The sequence below is a fragment of the Rhizobium changzhiense genome (genome assembly GCF_013087625.1).
Taxonomy (GTDB): domain Bacteria; phylum Pseudomonadota; class Alphaproteobacteria; order Rhizobiales; family Rhizobiaceae; genus Rhizobium; species Rhizobium sophorae.
The window spans coordinates 987,462-1,006,741 of the sequence record NZ_JABFCQ010000002.1 but is presented as its reverse complement, the minus strand read 5'-3'; the positions used below and the strand labels follow the sequence as shown (position 1 = coordinate 1,006,741).

20 protein-coding genes and 2 pseudogenes are annotated in these 19,280 nt (G+C 60.9%); 10 read left to right on the top strand and 12 right to left on the bottom strand.

What is annotated here, in order from left to right; translation table 11 throughout:
• The first annotated feature begins 121 nt into the window (after positions 1 to 121).
• Positions 122 to 2,002, top strand: coding sequence for an ABC transporter ATP-binding protein (locus G9X68_RS14320; RefSeq protein ID WP_171602906.1), 1,881 nt, complete (start codon positions 122 to 124; stop codon positions 2,000 to 2,002).
• 10 nt (positions 2,003 to 2,012) lie between these two features.
• Here G9X68_RS14320 and G9X68_RS14315 read toward each other — a convergent pair whose 3' ends face one another.
• Positions 2,013 to 2,789 carry a phosphodiester glycosidase family protein gene (locus G9X68_RS14315; protein ID WP_171602905.1) on the bottom strand — a complete coding sequence of 259 codons (777 nt, stop codon included), beginning with the start codon at positions 2,787 to 2,789 and terminating at the stop codon, positions 2,013 to 2,015.
• A gap of 401 nt (positions 2,790 to 3,190) precedes the next feature.
• On the opposite strand from G9X68_RS14315, the pseudogene G9X68_RS14310 reads away from it, so the two are divergent.
• Positions 3,191 to 3,458: pseudogene (locus G9X68_RS14310) on the top strand (VOC family protein); the annotation flags it as partial.
• A gap of 161 nt (positions 3,459 to 3,619) precedes the next feature.
• Here the strand turns inward: G9X68_RS14310 and G9X68_RS14305 are convergent.
• Both G9X68_RS14305 and G9X68_RS14300 read right to left on the bottom strand, forming a co-directional pair.
• Positions 3,620 to 3,793, bottom strand: coding sequence for a hypothetical protein (locus tag G9X68_RS14305; RefSeq protein WP_164735915.1), 174 nt, complete (start codon positions 3,791 to 3,793; stop codon positions 3,620 to 3,622).
• Positions 3,794 to 4,047: 254 nt separating this feature from the next.
• Positions 4,048 to 5,258 (bottom strand): annotated as a pseudogene (locus G9X68_RS14300) (argininosuccinate synthase).
• A gap of 124 nt (positions 5,259 to 5,382) precedes the next feature.
• Between G9X68_RS14300 and G9X68_RS14295 the strand changes: the two are divergent.
• Entirely contained in the window at positions 5,383 to 5,850 is a 468-nt protein-coding gene (locus tag G9X68_RS14295) for an Lrp/AsnC family transcriptional regulator (RefSeq protein WP_171602904.1), read from the top strand.
• A gap of 523 nt (positions 5,851 to 6,373) precedes the next feature.
• Here G9X68_RS14295 and G9X68_RS14290 read toward each other — a convergent pair.
• A complete protein-coding gene (locus G9X68_RS14290; RefSeq protein ID WP_171602903.1) occupies positions 6,374 to 7,267 on the bottom strand; it encodes a hypothetical protein in 894 nt (297 codons plus the stop codon).
• Positions 7,268 to 7,329: 62 nt separating this feature from the next.
• On the opposite strand from G9X68_RS14290, the gene G9X68_RS14285 reads away from it, so the two are divergent.
• Positions 7,330 to 8,205, top strand: coding sequence for a bifunctional helix-turn-helix transcriptional regulator/GNAT family N-acetyltransferase (locus G9X68_RS14285; protein ID WP_171602902.1), 876 nt, complete (start codon positions 7,330 to 7,332; stop codon positions 8,203 to 8,205).
• Positions 8,206 to 8,388: 183 nt separating this feature from the next.
• On the opposite strand, the gene G9X68_RS14280 is transcribed toward G9X68_RS14285, so the two are convergent.
• Positions 8,389 to 9,420, bottom strand: coding sequence for an aldo/keto reductase (locus G9X68_RS14280; RefSeq protein WP_171602901.1), 1,032 nt, complete (start codon positions 9,418 to 9,420; stop codon positions 8,389 to 8,391).
• A 135-nt stretch (positions 9,421 to 9,555) separates the two neighbouring features.
• On the opposite strand from G9X68_RS14280, the gene G9X68_RS14275 reads away from it, so the two are divergent.
• Positions 9,556 to 10,179 carry a TetR/AcrR family transcriptional regulator gene (locus G9X68_RS14275; RefSeq protein ID WP_171602900.1) on the top strand — a complete coding sequence of 208 codons (624 nt, stop codon included), beginning with the start codon at positions 9,556 to 9,558 and terminating at the stop codon, positions 10,177 to 10,179.
• Positions 10,180 to 10,230: 51 nt separating this feature from the next.
• Here G9X68_RS14275 and G9X68_RS14270 read toward each other — a convergent pair whose 3' ends face one another.
• Positions 10,231 to 10,884, bottom strand: coding sequence for an O-methyltransferase (locus G9X68_RS14270; protein WP_171602899.1), 654 nt, complete (start codon positions 10,882 to 10,884; stop codon positions 10,231 to 10,233).
• Between the two features lie 87 nt (positions 10,885 to 10,971).
• On the opposite strand from G9X68_RS14270, the gene G9X68_RS14265 reads away from it, so the two are divergent.
• On the top strand, positions 10,972 to 11,616 hold the full coding sequence (locus G9X68_RS14265) for a TetR/AcrR family transcriptional regulator (RefSeq protein WP_171602898.1): 645 nt from the start codon (positions 10,972 to 10,974) through the stop codon (positions 11,614 to 11,616).
• Between the two features lie 141 nt (positions 11,617 to 11,757).
• Here the strand turns inward: G9X68_RS14265 and G9X68_RS14260 are convergent, their stop codons facing one another.
• Positions 11,758 to 11,961 (bottom strand): hypothetical protein, encoded by a 204-nt coding sequence (locus tag G9X68_RS14260; protein ID WP_171602897.1) that lies wholly within the window; start codon positions 11,959 to 11,961, stop codon positions 11,758 to 11,760.
• 279 nt (positions 11,962 to 12,240) lie between these two features.
• Positions 12,241 to 12,882 (bottom strand): dihydrofolate reductase family protein, encoded by a 642-nt coding sequence (locus tag G9X68_RS14255; protein WP_171602896.1) that lies wholly within the window; start codon positions 12,880 to 12,882, stop codon positions 12,241 to 12,243.
• Positions 12,883 to 12,972: 90 nt separating this feature from the next.
• Between G9X68_RS14255 and G9X68_RS14250 the strand changes: the two genes are divergently transcribed.
• Positions 12,973 to 13,494 carry a winged helix-turn-helix transcriptional regulator gene (locus G9X68_RS14250; protein ID WP_171602895.1) on the top strand — a complete coding sequence of 174 codons (522 nt, stop codon included), beginning with the start codon at positions 12,973 to 12,975 and terminating at the stop codon, positions 13,492 to 13,494.
• A gap of 25 nt (positions 13,495 to 13,519) precedes the next feature.
• Here the strand turns inward: G9X68_RS14250 and G9X68_RS14245 are convergent, their stop codons facing one another.
• From G9X68_RS14245 to G9X68_RS14235, 3 genes are read right to left on the bottom strand one after another with little or no spacing between them, the layout of a single operon-like run.
• Positions 13,520 to 14,323, bottom strand: coding sequence for an ABC transporter permease (locus G9X68_RS14245; RefSeq protein WP_171602894.1), 804 nt, complete (start codon positions 14,321 to 14,323; stop codon positions 13,520 to 13,522).
• Between the two features lie 2 nt (positions 14,324 to 14,325).
• Entirely contained in the window at positions 14,326 to 15,126 is an 801-nt protein-coding gene (locus G9X68_RS14240) for an ABC transporter permease (protein ID WP_171602893.1), read from the bottom strand.
• Positions 15,123 to 16,142, bottom strand: a complete 1,020-nt coding sequence (locus G9X68_RS14235) for an ABC transporter ATP-binding protein (RefSeq protein ID WP_171602892.1) — start codon at positions 16,140 to 16,142, stop codon at positions 15,123 to 15,125. The genes G9X68_RS14240 and G9X68_RS14235 overlap by 4 nt, the downstream gene beginning before the upstream one ends.
• Before the next feature lie 162 nt (positions 16,143 to 16,304).
• Here G9X68_RS14235 and G9X68_RS14230 point away from each other — a divergent pair, with 162 nt between their 5' ends.
• Complete coding sequence (locus tag G9X68_RS14230; RefSeq protein WP_171603072.1) at positions 16,305 to 16,847, top strand: NADPH-dependent FMN reductase; 543 nt, start codon at positions 16,305 to 16,307, stop codon at positions 16,845 to 16,847.
• Between the two features lie 14 nt (positions 16,848 to 16,861).
• Here the strand turns inward: G9X68_RS14230 and G9X68_RS14225 are convergent, their stop codons facing one another.
• Positions 16,862 to 17,008, bottom strand: coding sequence for a hypothetical protein (locus G9X68_RS14225; protein WP_165503865.1), 147 nt, complete (start codon positions 17,006 to 17,008; stop codon positions 16,862 to 16,864).
• A gap of 139 nt (positions 17,009 to 17,147) precedes the next feature.
• Here G9X68_RS14225 and G9X68_RS14220 point away from each other — a divergent pair, with 139 nt between their 5' ends.
• Together G9X68_RS14220 and G9X68_RS14215 are read left to right on the top strand one after the other, a co-directional pair.
• The gene (locus G9X68_RS14220) at positions 17,148 to 17,819 is read left to right on the top strand and encodes a response regulator transcription factor (protein WP_171602891.1); all 672 of its coding nucleotides are present in this window, start codon (positions 17,148 to 17,150) and stop codon (positions 17,817 to 17,819) included.
• The gene (locus G9X68_RS14215) at positions 17,819 to 19,171 is read left to right on the top strand and encodes a sensor histidine kinase (protein ID WP_171602890.1); all 1,353 of its coding nucleotides are present in this window, start codon (positions 17,819 to 17,821) and stop codon (positions 19,169 to 19,171) included. The genes G9X68_RS14220 and G9X68_RS14215 overlap by 1 nt, the downstream gene beginning before the upstream one ends.
• The last annotated feature ends 109 nt before the right edge of the window (positions 19,172 to 19,280 follow it).

Genomic DNA, 19,280 nt, shown 5'->3' with positions numbered 1-19,280 from the left:
GATAAACGCCTGTTGGGAGATTTTTTGAAATTTCTGATTGAGATGGTGGCCGGAAGGTGATTTTCTGCGACCCAGCGTAGCTGAGTCCACGCCTCCTCCCGATTTTTGATCCGAGTGGCCCATGTCGATTTCAGATGCGATCTATCGTCCCTTCGAAACCTTGATCCGGCCGCTCGACCTCCCTTACCGGCCGCTGCCGGCCAAGGGGCCGGTGGCCGTCCTTTTGCATTTCATCTCGATGTTTCGAGGCGTTCTGATTGCGCTCGCGCTTGCCTCCATGGCGATCGAGGCCATCAATCTGACGATCATCTGGGGGCTTTCAGTCATCGTCGACGGGGTGACGCAAACGGGCGCGCCAGCCTTCCTACACAGCGAATGGCCACTGCTTGCCTTCCTCGGGCTGCTGATCTTTCCGGGTATGCCGATCGCCTCGTTCCTACTCAACACGTTCAACTCGCATACGCTCGGCGTCGGCATGCCAGCCGCCATCCAGTGGCAGGGCCACAAGGCGGTGGAGCGGCAGGATCTCGCCTTCTTTCACGATCTTTTTGCCGGACAGGTCGCCTCACGCCTGTCGCAGGTGGTGTCCTCCGTCCAGCAGCAGATCATTATTGCCTTCCAGGCCGGCCCGCGTTTCCTGCTGCAGATGATCGGCTCGGTGATCCTGCTCATGAGCCTGTCCTGGCAACTTGCCGTGCCTGTTATCGTCTGGATCGCGCTTAATGTGGCGCTCGCCATCAGGATGGCGCCGAACTTTGCCGAACGCTCGCGCCGTACCGCCAAGCAGCGCAGTCTTGTCGCCGGCGCCATCACTGATCTTTACACCAACATGCAGATGATCAAACAGTTTGCGGCCGAAGATAGCGAGGCGGGCGCAATACGCCGCGTCATTCAGAAATCCGTGCAGACGCAACATAGTGAGCAACGTATCTACCGCACGTCGGAATTGATCGTCGTGGCGCTCAACATGGTGCTGTGGCTCGCCATGCTTTCGATCGGCTTCTCGGGCCTCGTCAAGGGCTTTCTGACGGTCGGCGAGTTCGTGGGCGCGGTCTATATCCTCCAGCGGTTGTCTGGGCACACCTTCACTTTTCTGCAGATGGGCCAGCAGATCTTTCAGGCGATCGGCACGATCAAGGACGCCATGCCCGTCCTAACGACGCCGCCCACCATTACCGACCGGCCTGATGCGAAAAGCCTGATGGTCAGCCGCGGAGAGATCCGTTTCGAAAACGTCGACTTCGCCTACAAGTCAGGCAAGCCTGTCATCGACAGACTATCGCTGACGGTCCGGCCCGGCGAAAAGGTCGGGCTGGTCGGTCTCTCCGGGGCTGGCAAGACGACGCTCGCAAACCTGCTTTTACGTTTCTACGACATTCGCGACGGCGCGATCCTGATCGACGGTCAGGACATTCGCGAGGTGACGCAGGCAAGCCTTCGCCGTGCCATCGGGGTCATCGCGCAGGACGTCGCGCTGCTGCACCGTTCAGTCGGCGACAATATCCGTTACGGCCGGCCGGAGGCGACGAAGGACGAGATCGAAGCGGTGGCAAAGATGGCAAGCGCCGATGGCTTCATTGCCGATCTCGCGGACGGCGAGGGCCGCAGGGGCTACGACGCCTTCGTCGGCGACCGCGGCATCAAGCTCTCCGGCGGCCAGCGCCAGCGCGTGGCCATCGCCCGCGTTCTCCTGAAAGACGCGCCGATCCTGGTGCTGGACGAAGCGACCTCCGCCCTCGACAGCGAATCCGAAGCCGCCATCCAGGAACGGCTCAACCTTGTGATGGAGGGAAAGACGGTGATCGCCATCGCCCACCGTCTTTCAACTATCGCCAGGATGGACCGGATCGTCGTGCTCGACCACGGGCGCATCGTGGAGGAGGGCAGGCCGGACGAACTGGTCGAACAAGACGGCTTGTTCGCGCGCCTATGGAAACGCCAGACCGGCGGCTTCATTCCCGAAGATATCGACGAACCCTTGTCGGCCTCGCCTGCGACCTGATGCGAGTGCGCTATTCGACGAGCCCGAAGATAGGGCCGTAACCGCCGTGCCAAGACCGGTCGTTGCGGCCCATTTCGGGATTGTAAAGTCCGACACCCCGTCCGCCATCGAGAAACAAGGCATCCGGGCATTTCATATGGTCGCGGAAGAGCCGTGCGAAATCGTGGAAATTCACCCCGTCTTCGCTGATCGCGAAACGAACCGCGCCACCCTCGCAGACGCCGACACCGCTGCGGCGGGTTCGGTCGGTCGAGTCGACGATGAAGATCGGGTTTAGCTTGTTGGCGATGACAAGGATCGGACCGGATTGCGTGGCGAACCGCACTTTGGGCCGATGCTTCAGAAATTCATCCGTCGGGAGTATGCCGGCGCTTGCTTCACCCAGAAAGAACACGCCGTTCGGTTTCTTATAGAAATTCGGTACCTGACCGGCGGAGCTTTCGGCCTCTGTCGTATTGGCGGGTTTTAATTCCCTGCCGTTCTCGACATAGAGTCCCATCGGCGAAAAATCGGCACGATACATCCCGGCGTTAACAGCTAATGTCAGTGTTCGCCCCTCGGCGCGAACGGCTTCGGCAAGGCTTGAAAAAGCGCGGTATGGCGCGCCGTCGGCATTCTTCCAGAATAATCGCAGGTCGGCTTTGCCCGGCTCCAGCGTGCAGACGACGTATTTCGCCTCTTCGAAGCTTTGCTGTTCGCATTGTTCAGCACGCGCTTGATGCAAGAATGTCATCGTTGCTGCCAGCATGATGGCGGCGGCGACTATGCCGTGTTTGAGATAGGTCATCAGTGCTGCGTCCGCTCTTTCATATCGCCAGTGAAGCGTTTATTTATGAGATTGCAATAGTATGATGGAGCGGGGTGTGGCTTCCGGCTTATTGCATCGCCCGACTATGCTGTATCCCAAGCCTGACAGGACAAGACGAGGCAGATCGGTAATGGTTGGTAAATTTCTCAAGCGCGGTGCGATCGTCGACACGATAAAGAGCGAAGAGAAAATGAACGCTCTGCAAAAGCGAGCAGGGAAAAGCAGGTATCATGTTGATGTGGTGCCCTGCGGGTGTCCCGATGATAATTGCGGCGCCTTTCATGTTCTCCGGACGGAGCGTCCGCTTCCATCCGTTGAAAAGGCTGAACAAATTCTCCGATCACATCGACGGCAAAAGAAATTACCTGAAAAACGATAGAGCCTATTCCGAGCGCGGAAAAGGCGAAGGTTTTATTCTGTGGGTCTGCAGGCCCTTCAATGGTGAGCAGGCAAGCGCTGGAAACGGCTCGATGGTTGGTTTCATGGCACAGTCCCGCGCCGAGGTAGACGCTTTCTACGAAGCTGCGATGACCGATGGGGGAACGGATGAGGGCGCATCTGGTCTACGTCCGCATTACGGGCCGAACTGGTATTCCGCTTATGCGTGACCCGGCTGGGAACAAGGTTGCTGTCGTCTGCAACGGCTGAGGTCAGCTCGATTGCCGTTCTCCGATGTCTCGGGGAATGTTCCTATTTGCCCCGACATGGGGATCGGCGCCGCAGGCGGACGCGCAGGCGTCCGACTGGCAAGAAGCGGCGTTTCGCGCGTCCTTCGAGGCGGAGGGAGTTGGAGAGTGCCGCCTCGATCCCTACCAGGCGGTACGGGCGGTGCCGAGCGCGGTCGTATGGGAGGATGAGACGTGGGCGACGTTGGCTTTGAGCGACACGACGCAGTTTCCCGGAACGCTTAGCTTGTGCAACGTCAAGTGTTTCAGCAATGTCTCGGGGTCGCGCTTTTCGGTTAACGGAAATGTCACAGTCATGCGAGTTCTCCAACGAATAAACTGAGCATCCGCAACAATTAATGTCTAAATTCTTTTGCGTCGCAACAAGAAAATTTTAACGACAAAATTAAAATCGATTAACTTTCGAGTTGCTGTTTTTAAAATCGTTTGAAATTGGTCGCGCATCTCCATCCTAACCGGCTCGTTTCGTCCGGTTTCCGCCGGGCGAAGCGCTGAGGGGAAGGCGTTTGCAGTGTCGTGAGCGCGAAGTGCGCTGACCTAAGATCGGCCGGTCATCTGCCGTTGCGGGCTGCCCAACTCTTAAGCCGCAAGCCGTTAAGCCTGATGAAACCTTCGGCGTCATGATGATCGTAGGCGACCGGGCTTTCCTCGAAGGTGACGAGGTCGGCTGAATAGAGTGACCAGGGAGAGGTGCGCGAGATGACCGAGGCGCTTCCCTTGTAGAGCCTGAGCGTCACTTCGCCGCTGACGAAAGCCTGGCTTTGGTCGACCAAGGCTTGCAGCATTTCCCGCTCCGGCGCGAACCAGAAGCCGTTGTAGATGAGCTCGGCGTAGCGGGGCATGATCTCGTCCTTCAGATGCGCCGCGGCGCGATCGAGCGTGATCGATTCAATGCCGCGATGTGCGGCGAGGAGGATCGTCCCTCCCGGCGTCTCGTATATTCCCCTCGACTTCATGCCGATGAAGCGGTTTTCGACCAGATCGAGGCGTCCGACACCATGCCGGCCGCCCAGTCATTGAGTTCGCTCAGCAATGCGGCCGGTGTCATTGCCGTGCCGTTCAGGGAAACCGGGTCACCTCCCTCGAAACCGATGGTGATGATCTCGGGGGTGTCAGGAGCATCGAGCGGATCAACCGTGCGCTGATAGATATGATCGGGCGCGACCTCCGCCGGATTTTCGAGAATCTTGCCTTCGGTCGAGGTGTGCAGCAGGTTGGCGTCGATCGAAAACGGCGCCTCGCCGCGTTTGTCGCCTGGCACCGGGATATGATGCTTCTCGGCATATTCCAGAAGCTGCGTACGGGAGCGGATGTTCCATTGGCGCCAGGGAGCAATGACCTTAAGCGACGGATCGAGTGCATTGACGGCCAGCTCGAACCGGACCTGATCATTGCCCTTGCCTGTCGCGCCGTGGGCAATGGCATCCGCGCCAACCTCCCGGGCTATGCCGACCAGATGCTTGGCAATCAGCGGCCGTGCGATGGAACTGCCCAGCAGATATTGCCCCTCATAGAGCGCGTTCGCCCGCAGCATCGGAAAGACGAAATCGCTGACGAACTCCTCGCGCAGATCGACGATGCGGATGTCCTTGATCCCTGACATCTCCGCCTTTGCTCGTGCTGGCTCGAGTTCCTCGCCCTGGCCGAGATCGGCGGTGAACGTCACGACCTCGCATCCGTAGGTCTCCTGCAACCATTTGAGGATGATCGAGGTATCCAGCCCGCCCGAATAGGAAAGCACAATTTTCTCTATCTTCGTCATCAACCCATCTCCATCTCGATGCTGGAACGATAGGCCAAGTCCTACGCAATGAGCTTGCGAAGCGTCCGTAAAATTGCGAAAGTTTAGCATATCATGCCATTGCGGCACGGGTTGGAGCTATGAAATGCCAGTTACCTTGGATCCGATCGACCGCCATATCCTGCGCGTGCTTCAACGTGACGGGCGTATTTCGAACGTCGATCTGGCGAAGGAGGTCGGCCTTTCACCGTCACCGTGCCTGCGTCGCGTGCGGCTGCTGGAAGAGGCCGGGATCATCGATCGCTACGTCGCCGTGCTGGACCCTGCAAAAGTCGGGGCGGGGCTGACGGTTTTTGCCCGCGTGTGGTTCAAGACCCAGGATGCCGAGGTCACGCTCCGGTTCGCCGAAGCCGTCAGGCGGTTTCCCGAGGTGATGGAATGCTACCTGACGACAGGGGAGTGCGACGCCGTGCTTCGGATCGTCACCGCCGATCTGCATAGTTACTGGCGTTTTCAGGCCGATCACCTGACGCGCATCCCGAGCGTCCTCAGCGTCAAGACCGACGTGCCGATGGAGACGCTGAAGCGGAGCTACGAACTGCCGTTGCGATAGGCGTCGTGGCTCGATCCTTATCCCGAGGGAGAGGGGTTCCGGTTCCTTGCCAGCCAGACGAGGCCGGTGACCAGGAGCAGGATCATCGCGGCTTGCGGGGTCGTACGACCCTCCCTCCGGCCTCGTCCTGAGGTGCCCCGGAGGGGCCTCGAAGGACGGGGCCGGCCACCGGCGTCTCATCCGGCGATATCAGCATGCAGCGCCACTTGCCCTCCCTGCCACCCTGCGTGGCAGGTGTTCCGGCGTTTGATGGATTCAGGATGCAGTGCTGCGGCGTGTCCTTCGAGGCTTCGCCCTTCGGGCTGCGCGTACAAGGATAAGGGACGTTGTAGGATGCCGCACTTCCAATAGATACGTTGGTGATGCCGCACCAGCGTTGAAATGAGCCTCATCCCAAGGTGCGATCCGCTGAGAGTGGGAAGCGCCCTCCCCAAACTTTTTGTAATGGCGGTAATGGTTGCATCCGCGTTTGGCGGACAAACCTCCGATCCTGAGGGTCTGGGCCAGAGGGCCGGCGAGAGGGTTACTCGACCTGGATATGAATATGGTCGTCGTGGCGGGCGGCGCGACAGCCTTGAAAGCGGATATGGCCGTCGGTGATGCCGAGCGCGTTCTTCAGATGCGGCTCGATGAAGATCTTCTGCAGGCCGAAGCGCGCAACGCCTTCGCTCGTCAACCAGCCGATCGCGGCCGATGTGCGCTGCTCCTCGATGCGATAGGCCGGAAACAGAGGCTGCAGCACATTGAAATCCCAGCGGGTTGTGAGCCAGTCGTTGCGCCCTTCGCATGGCAGTTCGTCGCCGGGGGCGGGTTGCTCGAAGGCGAAATAGCCGATCGGGGAGCGGGTGGCGCCATTCAGGAAGGCGCCGTCCACATCCTTGTAATAATAGGCGAAGTCCAGCTTTTTTCCGTCGGCATGCGACAGATGCGGCAGCAGCGGAAAGCCTCTCACGAAGGGAAAATTCGCATCCAGCGCGACGGTGACGGTTCCAGGAAATTCCCTGTCCATGTGGGCGGCAAGCGCCTTTGCCAGATCGTGCACCTCGGGTGTGACGTAGTTGCGGTTCAGCAGGCAATAGATCGGGGAGCGGACCACGAGCCGGTCCGCGGCGTCGGCGAGGCAGGAGAGGGGAACCCGCCCGAAGATCGGCGCGGCGAAGGTCGCGGTAAAGGTGGCGCTAGCATAGCAAAGCAGGAAGATCGCAAGCTTGGGCAGAAATCGCCGTAAGCCCCAGGCGCGTGAGGCGGCCAGCGCCACGAGATAGGCGATGCCGCCGATCTGCGTCAGCAACGTCAGAATGAGAAAGATCAGGGCGTGTAGAGCAAAACGGAACACGGGAAAGCCTTGGGGGTGCTGCCATTCCCATAAGCGAGGGGATGGTGGCGCGCAAGGCGATGGCGGGTGTGCGCGACTCATTTGCGCGTCCCCTGGAGTGCTTTGAATTGACAGGTTCAATTATCTGACTAAAGTCAGATAATATGACCTACGATCCTGTCTCTCGCGTCCGTCGCTTTAACCGTGCCGTCACCTCCGAAGTCGGTGCTCTCGATACGTCTTTCCTCGGACGCGGCCGTCCGCTGGGTGCCGCCCGCGTCCTCAATTCGATCGGCCGCGGGCAATCGGATGTTGCGGTGATCCGCGATTATCTCGGTCTCGACTCTGGCTTGATGAGTCGCCTGCTGCGCAGTCTGGAAGAGGAGGGTCTCATCGAGACGGTGCCGAACCCTCAGGACGCGCGTCGCCGCGTTGCCAGGCTGACCGAAACCGGCCGTTGCGAGTTTCAGGCTTATGAAGCGCTTTCCAATGCGCAAGCGAAATCGTTTCTGGCGCGCCATCGTCGCCCGGACGAATTGCTGCGCGCCATGGATATCGTCGCTTCTTCGCTGAGACGTGAGCAGATCGTGCTCGAGGAGAAAGACCCGCGACACGAGGACGCCAGCTATTGTCTGCGCGAATACTACGGCGAACTCGCACGCCGCTTCGAGAAGGGTTTCGATGTATCGCTTTCTCGCGATCCAGACGCCAAGGATATGATCCGTCCGCGCGGTGCGTTCCTGGTGGCCATGTCGGATGGGCTGCCGATCGGCTGTGTCGGGCTGAAGGGCAATGGCGGCGAGGTCGCGGAGATCAAAAGGCTCTGGGTCGCCCCATCCGCGCGTGGCCTTGGGCTCGCAACGCGCCTTATGACAGCCGCGGAGAACATCGCCCGCGAACTATCCATCAAGCTCCTGCGTCTGGATACGAATAGCGCGCTGCCCGAGGCAACGCAGCTTTATCGCGGAACCGGCTGGAGTGAGATCGACCGTTTCAATGACGACCCATACCCGGACACGTTCTTTGAGAAGCGCATTTAAGCGACGCTCACTTGAGCTGCTGCCCACTTCTCCTCCGTCATTCCTGTGCTCGTCACAGGAATGACGGAGAGTGAGGCGCCGCCGCTGTCCGGCCCTTCGCGTGGCTCAGGGCGTTCGGCCCTGCGATCGATTCACTGGATCGATCGCTCCTGCTTCGCAGGACCGGGCCTCACCCCCTGCCGGTCAGGCTGCGAAGCGTGCCGCTATCGGGCGGCGGCGCAGGTCCGGCTGCGTTACCGCAGGCGGGTTATAGGCCGCCTCCAACGGTCCGGTGTCGGTGCCGGGCGGGACGATCGCGTCAATCCGGTCGAGGATTTCGTCCGTCAAGCTCACCCCGGCGCCCGCAAGCAGATCGTCGAAGTGCTCCATCGTGCGCGGGCCGATGATCGCCGAGGTGACGGCGGGATGGGCGATGGTGAAAGCCATCGCCATGTGCGCCAGCGAAAGACCTGCCTGCTGCGCGAGCGGGATGAGTCGTTCGACCGCGTCCAGCCGGCGCTCGTCGTTCATCTGCCTGGGGAAGCGCTTGGCGCGGGCGCTGTCGGGTTGCGGTGCGCCCTTGCGATATTTGCCTGTGAGCATGCCCATCGCCAGCGGGCTCCACACCATCGCGCCCATTCCGTAACGCTCGCAGGCGGGCAGAACCTCACGTTCGATGCCGCGGTTGAGGATCGAATAGGGCGGCTGCTCGGCGCGGAAACGTGCCAGCCCGCGGCGCTCGGAAACCCATTGCGCCTCGATAATCTCCGAGACGGGGAAGGTCGACGATCCCACGGCGCGCACCTTGCCCGTCCGTATCAGGTCGGTGAGGGCCGATAGCGTCTCCTCGATATCGGTATCGGGCGCCGGCCGGTGGATTAGGTAGAGATCGATATGGTCGGTCTGCAGGCGACGGAGCGAATCCTCGACTGCGTGGATCAGCCAGCGGCGCGAATTGCCCTGTCGGTTTGGGTCGTCGCCCATCGGCAGATGCGCCTTGGTGGCGAGCACGACGTCGTCGCGCCGGCCCTTGAGCGCCTTGCCGACGATCTCCTCGGATTCGCCGCGGCTGTAGATATCGGCGGTATCGATGAAGTTGATGCCGGCATCGAGAGCCTTGTGGATGATCCGGATCGAATCCTCGTGGTCGGGATTGCCGGCGGCGCCAAACATCATCGCGCCGAGGCAATAGGGGCTGACCTTGATGCCGGTTCTTCCAAGCGTGCGGTATTGCATTGTCTGTTCCTTTCATTGGGGAGGTGAACTTCGTGCGCATCGATGTGGCCAACACCGTCTCGCTGTGTTAATTTGCATAAACGGAACCGTATTCCGTTTATATACGGAACAATGTTCCGTTTTGCAAGTGAGTGAATGATGAGCGACGAGAGAAAAGAGCATGAGGACGGCCTGAAACCCGGGGAAAGGGCGGACAGGCGCGTGCGCGCCGACGCCAAGCGCAATCTCGACGGGCTGCTTCAGGCGGCATTGACCGTGTTTGCAACCTCCGGCGTCGATGCCCCTGTGCGTGAGATCGCGGAGAAGGCCGGCGTCGGCATCGGCACCGTTTACCGGCATTTTCCCGAGCGTTCCGACCTCGTCGTCGCCGTCTTCCGCCGCGAAATCGACGCCTGCGCCGACGCCGCGCCGATCCTTGCCGCCGGACATGCGCCGGGCGAGGCGCTGGCCAGATGGATGCAGCGTTTCGTGGATTTCATCGCGGCAAAGCGCGGGCTTGCGGCGGCCCTGCACTCCGGCAACCCCGCCTTCGATGCCTTGCCCGCCTACTTCCAGCAGCGGCTGCAGCCGGCCCTTCGCTCGCTTCTCGACGCTGCCGCTGCCGCCGGCGAGGTCCGCACCGATATCGCCGCCGAGGATCTTTTGAATGCGGCAGCAAGCCTCAGCATGCACGCCTACGCCCAGGGCTCCGAACATGCCCGGCGTATGGTTTCCCTGCTCGTCGACGGGCTGCGCTACGGCGCTGTACAGCGACTATGAAACGGGCCGTTGCCCGGCATGCGCGCTTGGCCGGGCAACGGCTTAGCGTCATCAGGTCCGCATCGACAGCTCGATATCCTCTTCGAATGGCGTCGAGAGGTAGCCGGCTGCCGGCGAGCGCACGCGGGCGAGATATTCCGGGCAGAGGTCGGCATTGTCGGCGACGATGAGGGCGCCCGGCCTCAGGCGGTCCTCCACCAGTTCCAGAATATCGCGATAGAGCGCCTTGGCGCCATCGAGGAACAGCAGGTCGATCGTGTCCGGGAGATCCGTGCTCAGGGTCTCGAGGGCATCGCCTTCGCGGATCTCGACGAGGTCGATGAGGCCGCCGGCCGTCAGGTTGGCGCGGGCGCGAGCCAGCTTCGACGCCTCGAACTCGCTGGTGATCAACCGGCCGCCGCCATTGTCGCGTAGCGCGGCTGCGAGATGGAGGGTCGAGATGCCGAAGGATGTGCCGAATTCGACGATCGTTCGTGCGCGGCTGCTTCGCGCCAGTATGTAGAGCAGCACGCCGGCCTCTCTGGAGACGGGAAGCCAAAGATCCTTCAGGCGCCCGTAAAGGTCTAGATATTCGGTCTTGCTGCCGATCAGGCGCATCCGCTCATCGTCTGACAGGCCCGACATTGCAGGGCTCGTCGCCGTATCAGCCTCCTCGAACAGGCCGTAGAGCAGGGGCGCCAGCGGGGCGGTGGTCAGTGTCGTCATATAAATCTCCTTGGTGACAGGTTCTTGTGTGGAGCGAAAAATACGAGTAATTCGTCGCATCTGCTATTCGCATTGCGGAGCGCTGCCATGACCGATCGTCCAAGAGCCCGGATTTCCTCACGAAAACAGCCCAAACAGGCCCGTTCGGCAGAGCTCGTGGCGGCGATCCTGGATGCCGCTGCTCAGGTTTTGGCGCGGGAAGGCGCCCAGCGCTTCACGACGGCGCGGGTGGCCGAAAGGGCCGGCGTCAGCATCGGATCGCTATACCAATATTTCCCCAACAAGGCGGCGATCCTCTTCCGGCTGCAAAGCGACGAATGGCGACAGACGACGGATATGCTCGGCGGCATCCTTGCCGATACGCAAAGGCCGCCGCTCGAAAGGCTGCGCCGCCTCGTCCATGCCTTCCTCCGCTCGGAGTGCGAGGAGGCGGCGATGCGCGTGGCGCTCCATGATGCCGCGCCCCTTTATCGTGATGCACCGGAGGCGCAGGCGGCGAGGGCATCTGGAGACCGCATCGTCGAACTGTTCATGCAGGAAGTGCTGCCTCACGCGCCGGAGGCGACACGGGTGCTCGCCGGTGACCTGATCATCGCGACCCTCGGCACAGTGGGAAAGCAGTTCTCGGAGGCACCCCGAAGCGCTGCCGAGATCCTAGCCTATGCCGACGCCATGGCCGATATGTTCGGTGCCTACCTCGAACAGCTTGGGACTGGCCGGGAAGGCGCATGATATTCAGGCTGCGCTCTGTTGGGCCGGTGCTCCTGGATGTGGGTGCTCAGGGCGGCGGCGCGAGGGGAGTGGTAAGCGAAAGCGCTGCATCCCATCCGCCTGTCATCGCAGCTGTGGTCGTTCGATGGATGGAGTAGGGTTCTACAGGTGGTCCAGTTGCTTTGACATCTCGGCAAAAAGCTTGTCGCGGTCGGTGTTCATCTGGACGAGATCGACGGCGACGGTGATGGCGTGGCGTCCTTGGACGCTGTCGATGTCGAACTTCCTGTCGCAGCACCATTGCCGAACGGCATCGGTGACGATGGTTATTTCATCATCATTCAGTGAGATGAGGGACAGGAGCAACTTCGTACCCTCCATGAAGCGGCAAGAGCACCTATGGTCTCTCAAGCGGTCGCGTCGATGATCCGATGGCGTTTACTCTACGCCCATTCCACAGCAATACCACGGCCATTTTGACACAGTTTGGTGAGAGCCGAACGATCCCGACAGGCGGCCGTCAGAGCGGTACCTGCCAGGATTGCTGGATCTTCTGCATCGGGATTTCCGTCTTGATGTTGCGGACGCCTTCAATGCGGACAAGGTATTCCACCTGAAAGCGCCTAAGATATCGACCGGGCTCGTTTATTTCGCCAGCACGATATGCGTAGCGTGTTCGGTTGCGACATGCTCGGCGACGCGGAAGCCGAGGGCCGGGAGGTCGATGCCTGTGAACATTGCTTCGCCCTTGCCGAGGACGACGGGGGAGATGGCGAAATGCAGTTCGTCGATCAGGCCGGCCTGCAGATATTGGCGGACGGTGCTGACGCCGCCGCCGATTTTCACATCCTTGCCGCCGGCCGCGGCCTTCGCCTTATCAAGCGCTTCCTCGACGCCGCCGGTGACGAAGTGAAACGTCGTGCCGCCTTCCATGACAATCGGTTCGCGGGGATAATGCGTCAGGATATAGGTCGGCGCGTGATAGGGCGGGTTCGGCCCCCACCAGCCTTTCCAGACGTCATCCGGCCACTCGCCGCGGATGGGGCCGAACATGTTGCGCCCGAGAATGAAGGCGCCGAAATTGGCCATGCCGCGGGCCGCATAACCCTCGTCGACGCCTTCAGAACCGCCGTCCTTTCCGATCATCGCGCGGAAGGTGCGGGTACGGAAAAACCATTCGAACATCTCCGTTCCCCGCTTGCCCAGCGGATCGGTCATGCTTTGCTCCGGCCCGGCGCCGAAACCATCCACGGAAAGGGAAAATGCTGCGACACGCACTTTGGACATCCTGCTCTCCTCCATCTGATTGCGGACCGAAACTAGTTGCGTTGTCGCATAAGTGATCCTATATTGCAACCAGTTTTAAGGAGAGAATTCGTGGATATTGAACTGAGGTCGGGCTGCCCGATCAACCTGACGATGGAAGTGCTGGGCGATCGGTGGAGCCTCATCATCATCAGGGACGTCATGTTCGGCAACCGCCGCCATTTCCGCGATCTCCTGACCCATTCGGAGGAGGGAATTGCCTCCAATATTCTGGCCGCCAGGCTGAAGCGTATGCTCTCGCTCGGATTCATCAGCAAGCGGGACGACCCGAGCCACAGCCAGAAAGCGATCTACAGCCTTGCGGAGCCAGCGATCCAACTCGTGCCCGTCTTTGCGATGATCGGCGCCTGGGGACGACGGCATCTGCCTGCAAGCGAGGAGTTGAGCATTCGAGCGCAGCTTCTCGAAGAAGGCGGGCCGCCGCTGTGGGACGAGTTCATGGAGGATCTCCGGCAGATCCACATCGCCGATCCAATCGGTGGCGCCAACGGCACATGCACCTCGCCGGTGCTGGCGAAGCTGACGGCTGCGTTCCTCGAGGTCCGCGCGAGATCGTTGTCGCAGGCATCCTGATATCCAGGAAGATCAGTCCGCCTAATCAGCCGCCAGCGCCCTGGTACTTGCCGGTGGCATACCGCCAGTGAGCGATTGATATCAACACCCAGACTGGGCCGGCCACGAGAGCCACGGGCCCGGCCCAGTCCCCGAGGATCGGGATGGGTTTGCCGAGCAGGGCGCCGACGGGAACAGAACTGGTGAGGGCCAGCGGGACTGCGGTGATGAGGATGGTCTGGATGCCGCCCGGAAAAATATTGAGCGGGTAGCGGGTCAATTCCCAAAACCCGAAGAAGATCGAGAACAGGTGGTTGGACCGCACCCAGATCAGCGCCGTGGCGCCGATCATGGTGATGAGCGCACCCGTCAGCAGCGTTGCGCTGATAAGCGCAGCAATGAAGAATGACGCGGACCAGACCGACCAGGTGAAGTCGACGGACAGAACGGCCCAAGCCATCAGCGCCACCGCGAGGATGACGTGGCCGGCATAACCGATATTGAGACCGGAGAAGACCAGATAGGCCCATGGGCTGAAAGGCTTGACCAACAGGGTGTCGAAAGTGCCGAGCCGCACCAGTTCTTCGAGCTCGCGCAGCTGTACGAAGCTCATCGCAGCGCCGAGCGAGTAAGCCAGCAGCTGGAAGCTGAACAGCAGCGCAAGCTCCGGCCAGGTCCAGCCGCCGAGCGTGTCGAAGCGGGCAAGCAGGATTCCGATGGTGGCGAAGACGCTGCCATAGGAAAGGATCTGCGCCAGACGGTCGAGCCAGAAGGCGCCGCGATATTCCATCTTGGAGCGGACATGCATCCGCACCAGCAGAGGAAGGACGCGCAGGTGATGCATGAGCATGATCAACCTCCCTGCACGGTGATGCGGGTGGAGGCGCAGCGCCACAGCCAGAGGACGCCGGCGAGGAACAGCGCGGCCCAGGCAAGGCCCAGGCCGAGATGGAGCCAGACATCGGCCGCGGACAGCCTGCCGAGATAGACGGCATTGGGATAATAGACCACCCAGGCGAAGGGCAGGTGGCGGGCAATCGTGGCCAGCGGTTCAGGGAAGAACCAGAACGGTATCAGCAGGCCCGAGAACAATTGCAGCAGGGCGCCCAGGATCCAGTCCAGCGAGAAGCTCGTCATCAGCCAGAAGGCGACGAGTCCGAAGAGCGCCGACATCAGGAACAGCAGCGTAAAGGACAGCGCCCAGAAGGCGATGAACATCAGGCCATCGAACAGGGTCGCCGGCGGCAGCATGCCGTAAAACAACGCGGTGAAGGCGACGGTCGGAATGACCTGGGTCATCAGGCGATAACCAAAGCTGCCGCATTCGTTGGCGAAGAGATAGAGCGGATAGGATAAGGGCTTGAGCAGCCAGACTGCGACATCGCCTGTTTTGAGCGACCGGCCGATCTCGCCGATGATCCTTTCCGGGCGGGTTGCGCCCATCACAGCGCCGCCGAGCAGGGCATAGGTCACCATCTGCTGCAGGGAGACCCCGTCGACGACGATTGCGCCGACGCCGGCATAGGCCGCCTGCCAGATGGCGACACGCGCGAAGACCTGCACGAGTTTGCCGAAGATATTGGCCCATACTTCGTTGCGATAGGCGAGCTGCGAATGGAAGGCACTGCGCGCGAAGGCGAAATAGGCGCTCATGATGCCCGGGCCTTGGCATTGCCACGCTGGTCGGCGTTGCGGCGCTGGTAGAAGGTGCGGATGACCTCTTCGATGTCGGGCTCATGCAGCGCCACATCCTTGAGGCCGCGCCCGCTGCCCACCTCCGACAGGATTGCGACCAGCGAGATGTCTTCACGCTCGATGAGATAGTTCTTGCGCAAGCCTTCGTCGCTGACGAGGGTCGCGGTGCGCAACGACAGCGGTCCGGGGTCGCTGGCAAATTCGAGCGTCAGCCGCCGAGCCGAGCCCAATGCCGCGCGCAGGCTCTTCAACTCACCGTCGAAGATGAGCCTGCTGTGATCGACCATAATCAGCCGCGGGCAGATGGTCTCGATGTCCTGCAGATCATGGGTGGTGAGGATGATGGTGACGCCGCGCTCACGGTTGATCTCGGCGAGAAAACGCCGCACGGCATCCTTGGCGACCACATCAAGCCCGATGGTCGGCTCGTCCAGAAAGAGGATCTTGGGATCGTGCAGCAGCGACATCACGATCTCGGCGCGCATGCGCTGACCGAGGCTGAGCTGGCGCACCGGGCGGTCGAGAAAGGGCGTCAAGTCCAGCAACTCGCTGAAACGTCGGAGATTATCCGCATAACGGGCGGCGGGGATGTCGTAGATGCGCTGGTGCAAGGTAAAACTGTCGACCAGTGGCAGGTCCCACCACAGCTGGCTGCGCTGGCCGAAAACGACGCCGATCTCGCGGGCATTGTCCATTCGCTTCAGATGGGGCGTTCGGCCGAGTACCGAAAGCGCGCCGGCGCTCGGCACCAAAATGCCGGTCATCATCTTGATCATCGTCGATTTGCCGGCGCCATTCGGGCCGAGATAGCCAACGGCTTCGCCTGCCGCAATGTCGAAACCGATGTCGGAAACGGCCAGAACTTCCGTATATTCGTTGGTCACCAACGTCTTCAGCGCACCCAGCAGACCCGGAAATCTCTTGTGCTGTCGGAAGCGTTTGCTGACGTCCCGCGCCTCGATCAAAGCCGTCATATGTATTTCCTCGAGGGTGGTTCCAGCCGATTCGGCAGCAGCATCCAGGCTAACGCGGGGCTCGGCCAGTTCAAGCAAAAGTCGCTTTTTGGGCGCTACTCAATCGAGCCTAGCCGAGCCTTTTGCGTTGACAGCCATGATCAAACATTTCCTGTTGGGGTCATGAAGATTCTCGCAATATCCGGCAGCGTCCGGCACAATTCCACCAATATGGCCATGCTGCAGGCTGTCTGTGCCATTGCGCCAAGTGAGATCGAGATTTCGATCTTCGACGGCGTGGGGCGGTTGCCGGTATTCTCGCCTGATCTCGAGGGGGAGAATCTACCGGAGGCGGTGCGGGAGTTGATCGGTGTCATCGCAGAGAGCGATGGCCTGATCATTGCGAGCCCGGAGTATGTCCGATCCATTCCCGGCGGCCTCAAGAATGCGATCGATTGGCTCGTGTCAGGAGACGAGATCGTCCATAAGCCGCTCGCCCTGCTGCACGCATCGCATCGAGGCGATGATATGCTGGCGGGTCTTCGCACCGTTCTTGCGACCATCACCGACCGGTTCGCTGGCGATATTTTCCTCAGGCTTCCTCTGATGAAGCTGGAGCCGGCCGAGGTGTTCAAGGCCGTCGAGGCAGCGGAGAACCGTTCCAGAGTGCAGGCCTATCTTCAGGCATTCTCGGCCTATTGCATGGCAGGCAGTCAGACCGCCTGAGGTTTCGCGCTGCATCATCGGACCTCCATCAGCAGGCCGTTCTCGAATGCCGTCTTTTCGTGAAGCGTGTGCAGAATGACGAGCGGGGCTGCGAGCAGCGCGGCGAGGATGAAGGCGGAGAGGAAGTGTCTCGTCAGGAGACGAAGGATTGGTCGGATCATCTTGATCTCCAGCGGCTGCAGATATTCTTTGTGCTGGACTTCAACAATTGCAGCAGCATGACCGGCTGCCTTGCAAGCTCCGCAATGCTGCCGCAACCCTTGTGGCAGAGAGAGGGGAGAGCGAGACAATGGACGGGCGATGCGGATACTGTTGATAGAGGATGAGAGGGAGCTGGCCGAAGCGCTGTCGGCCGCACTCGGCAAACATGGGATCGTCACCGACCACACGATGCATCTGGCCGATGCGGTCGAGCTGACGCGGCAGAACCTCTACGATGCGATCCTGCTCGACCGGCGCCTGCCCGACGGAGAGGGGCTGAGTTTCATTCCTGAGCTCAGGCAGACGGGGAAAGATACGCCGATCATCGTGCTGACTGCGCTGAACGAACCGAAGGAGCGGATCGAAGGCCTCGACCTCGGGGCGGACGACTATCTCGGAAAGCCGTTCCTGGTGGAGGAACTGATGGCGCGGCTCAGGGCCGTGCTGCGGCGATCGCCCGAACTGGCCGAACTCAAGATCACGGCCGGGCGGATGGTGATCGACCCGCTGCATCTGAGTGTCGCCGTCGATGCCGTGCCGCTCGATCTGCCCCGGCGCGAACTTCTGGTGCTGGCGGCACTCGCAAGGCGCAAGGAGAAGACCGTGCTGCGCTCGACCCTGGAGGCGGCGGTTTACAACTACGAAGAGGAAATCCAGTCGAACGCGCTCGACGCGCATATTTCGCGGCTGCGCAAGCGGCTGATCGATGCCGGCGCCGGGGTCGCGATCCATAATATTCGTGGCGTCGGCTATCTCATGAAGGAAGAATGATGCGCGAGGCGACCAAGTCGAACCTTTCACTCTGGTGGACGCTCAGCTGGCAGCTCAGTATCTTTTTCGTGGCCGTTGTTGCGACGGTGATCATCGGGCTTTGCATTTACGCCACCAGCATCCTCTCGCCCAATGAAGGAATGCAGGTTCAACTGACTGCAGCCCTCGAGGAAGCTCTTACGCGTGACACGCAGGGCGGGATCGTCATAGCTGATAGCCCGCGTCTCAGGTCGTTCAAGGCTGAGAACAACAGGCTCTGGTTTTTCGTCGCAACACCCAGTGGAGAAACGGCCTCCTACGGCGTAATACCGGCGCCCTATGCGGACCTAGCCCGGTACGTCTACCTCATCAAAGACGCCGACATACGAGGGGCGTCTAGTACGACCGAGGTCGCCTCCATCGACCGTGTCGACACGGCAGAAGGCGAGTACAGAGTGATGTACGGCGGAAACGCCAGCAGAAGCTCCGCATTTCTGGCGATACTCGGCAAAACCTACCTCATTTACACACCACTTTTGGCCATCGCTTTGCCCGGGGTTTTTCTAACGATCCCCCGCGTCGTATCGCGCGCTTTGGCCGGCGTGAAGGATATAGCGAGCAAGGCATCGGAAATCGAACCCCGCCGGCAAGGAGCCCGATTGCCGGTGGATGGTATTCCCACGGAAATCGGACCATTGGTGATTGCTTTTAACGGAACACTTGAGCGGCTTGAGAACGAGTTTAAGAAACGCCAGCGTTTCCTGCTCGATGCGGCGCATGAGCTGCGGACGCCGATCGCCATCATGCAGACGCGCATAGACGGCATGCCCGATGGGCGCGAGCGGCAGCGGCTGCTTGACGACGTGGCGCGGCTGGCCGAGGCGGCCGAGCAATTGCTCGATTTCGAGCGCAACGATCAAGCGGCTGACCTCGACGAACCCGTCGATCTCGTCGAGATCGCCCGCGGCGTGGTGGCCGATCTCGCGCCACTCGCAATCGGCGCCGGCTACCAAATTTCGTTTCAAAGCGAGATCGAGAGGCTCGAACGCAAGGGCAGCCCTTCCGCCCTGCCGCGGGCTATGAGCAACCTCGTACGCAACGCCATCGACCATGGCGGCAACAGAGGCATGATCACGGTTTCGGTGTCGCGCTCGACTTCCGGCAGTGGCCGGATCAGTGTCGCCGACGAAGGGCCAGGCATTCCGGCCGAGCATCGGGAGCTGGTTTTCGAGCCCTTCTATCGCGTCACCCCGAAGAGTAAGGGCGCCGGTCTCGGCCTCAGCCTTGTCAAGCAGGTCGTCGCAAATCATGGCGGCGAGGTCAGCATCGAAAGCGGTGCTGCCTGGACGCGCGTGACGATCGATCTCGCATAGGTCAGGCCTGTTTGAGCAGCATCCGCTCCTCCGAAACAAACTGTAATGCTGCGGCAATTCTCGACCGCCACTTTCGCCCGACACTAGAGCGCAGCGCGTCCGACAAGAC

Excerpts from the sequence above, each read along its gene's own strand:
- G9X68_RS14320 (WP_171602906.1), top strand. The coding sequence starts at position 122 with ATGTCGATTTCAGATGCGATCTATCGTCCCTTCGAAACCTTGATCCGG.
- G9X68_RS14315 (WP_171602905.1), bottom strand. The coding sequence starts at position 2,789 with ATGACCTATCTCAAACACGGCATAGTCGCCGCCGCCATCATGCTGGCA.
- G9X68_RS14305 (WP_164735915.1), bottom strand. The coding sequence starts at position 3,793 with ATGACTGTGACATTTCCGTTAACCGAAAAGCGCGACCCCGAGACATTG.
- G9X68_RS14295 (WP_171602904.1), top strand. The coding sequence starts at position 5,383 with ATGCCAGTTACCTTGGATCCGATCGACCGCCATATCCTGCGCGTGCTT.
- G9X68_RS14290 (WP_171602903.1), bottom strand. The coding sequence starts at position 7,267 with ATGAGTCGCGCACACCCGCCATCGCCTTGCGCGCCACCATCCCCTCGC.
- G9X68_RS14285 (WP_171602902.1), top strand. The coding sequence starts at position 7,330 with ATGACCTACGATCCTGTCTCTCGCGTCCGTCGCTTTAACCGTGCCGTC.
- G9X68_RS14280 (WP_171602901.1), bottom strand. The coding sequence starts at position 9,420 with ATGCAATACCGCACGCTTGGAAGAACCGGCATCAAGGTCAGCCCCTAT.
- G9X68_RS14275 (WP_171602900.1), top strand. The coding sequence starts at position 9,556 with ATGATGAGCGACGAGAGAAAAGAGCATGAGGACGGCCTGAAACCCGGG.
- G9X68_RS14270 (WP_171602899.1), bottom strand. The coding sequence starts at position 10,884 with ATGACGACACTGACCACCGCCCCGCTGGCGCCCCTGCTCTACGGCCTG.
- G9X68_RS14265 (WP_171602898.1), top strand. The coding sequence starts at position 10,972 with ATGACCGATCGTCCAAGAGCCCGGATTTCCTCACGAAAACAGCCCAAA.
- G9X68_RS14255 (WP_171602896.1), bottom strand. The coding sequence starts at position 12,882 with ATGTCCAAAGTGCGTGTCGCAGCATTTTCCCTTTCCGTGGATGGTTTC.
- G9X68_RS14245 (WP_171602894.1), bottom strand. The coding sequence starts at position 14,323 with ATGCTCATGCATCACCTGCGCGTCCTTCCTCTGCTGGTGCGGATGCAT.
- G9X68_RS14240 (WP_171602893.1), bottom strand. The coding sequence starts at position 15,126 with ATGAGCGCCTATTTCGCCTTCGCGCGCAGTGCCTTCCATTCGCAGCTC.
- G9X68_RS14235 (WP_171602892.1), bottom strand. The coding sequence starts at position 16,142 with ATGACGGCTTTGATCGAGGCGCGGGACGTCAGCAAACGCTTCCGACAG.
- G9X68_RS14230 (WP_171603072.1), top strand. The coding sequence starts at position 16,305 with ATGAAGATTCTCGCAATATCCGGCAGCGTCCGGCACAATTCCACCAAT.
- G9X68_RS14225 (WP_165503865.1), bottom strand. The coding sequence starts at position 17,008 with ATGATCCGACCAATCCTTCGTCTCCTGACGAGACACTTCCTCTCCGCC.
- G9X68_RS14220 (WP_171602891.1), top strand. The coding sequence starts at position 17,148 with ATGCGGATACTGTTGATAGAGGATGAGAGGGAGCTGGCCGAAGCGCTG.
- G9X68_RS14215 (WP_171602890.1), top strand. The coding sequence starts at position 17,819 with ATGCGCGAGGCGACCAAGTCGAACCTTTCACTCTGGTGGACGCTCAGC.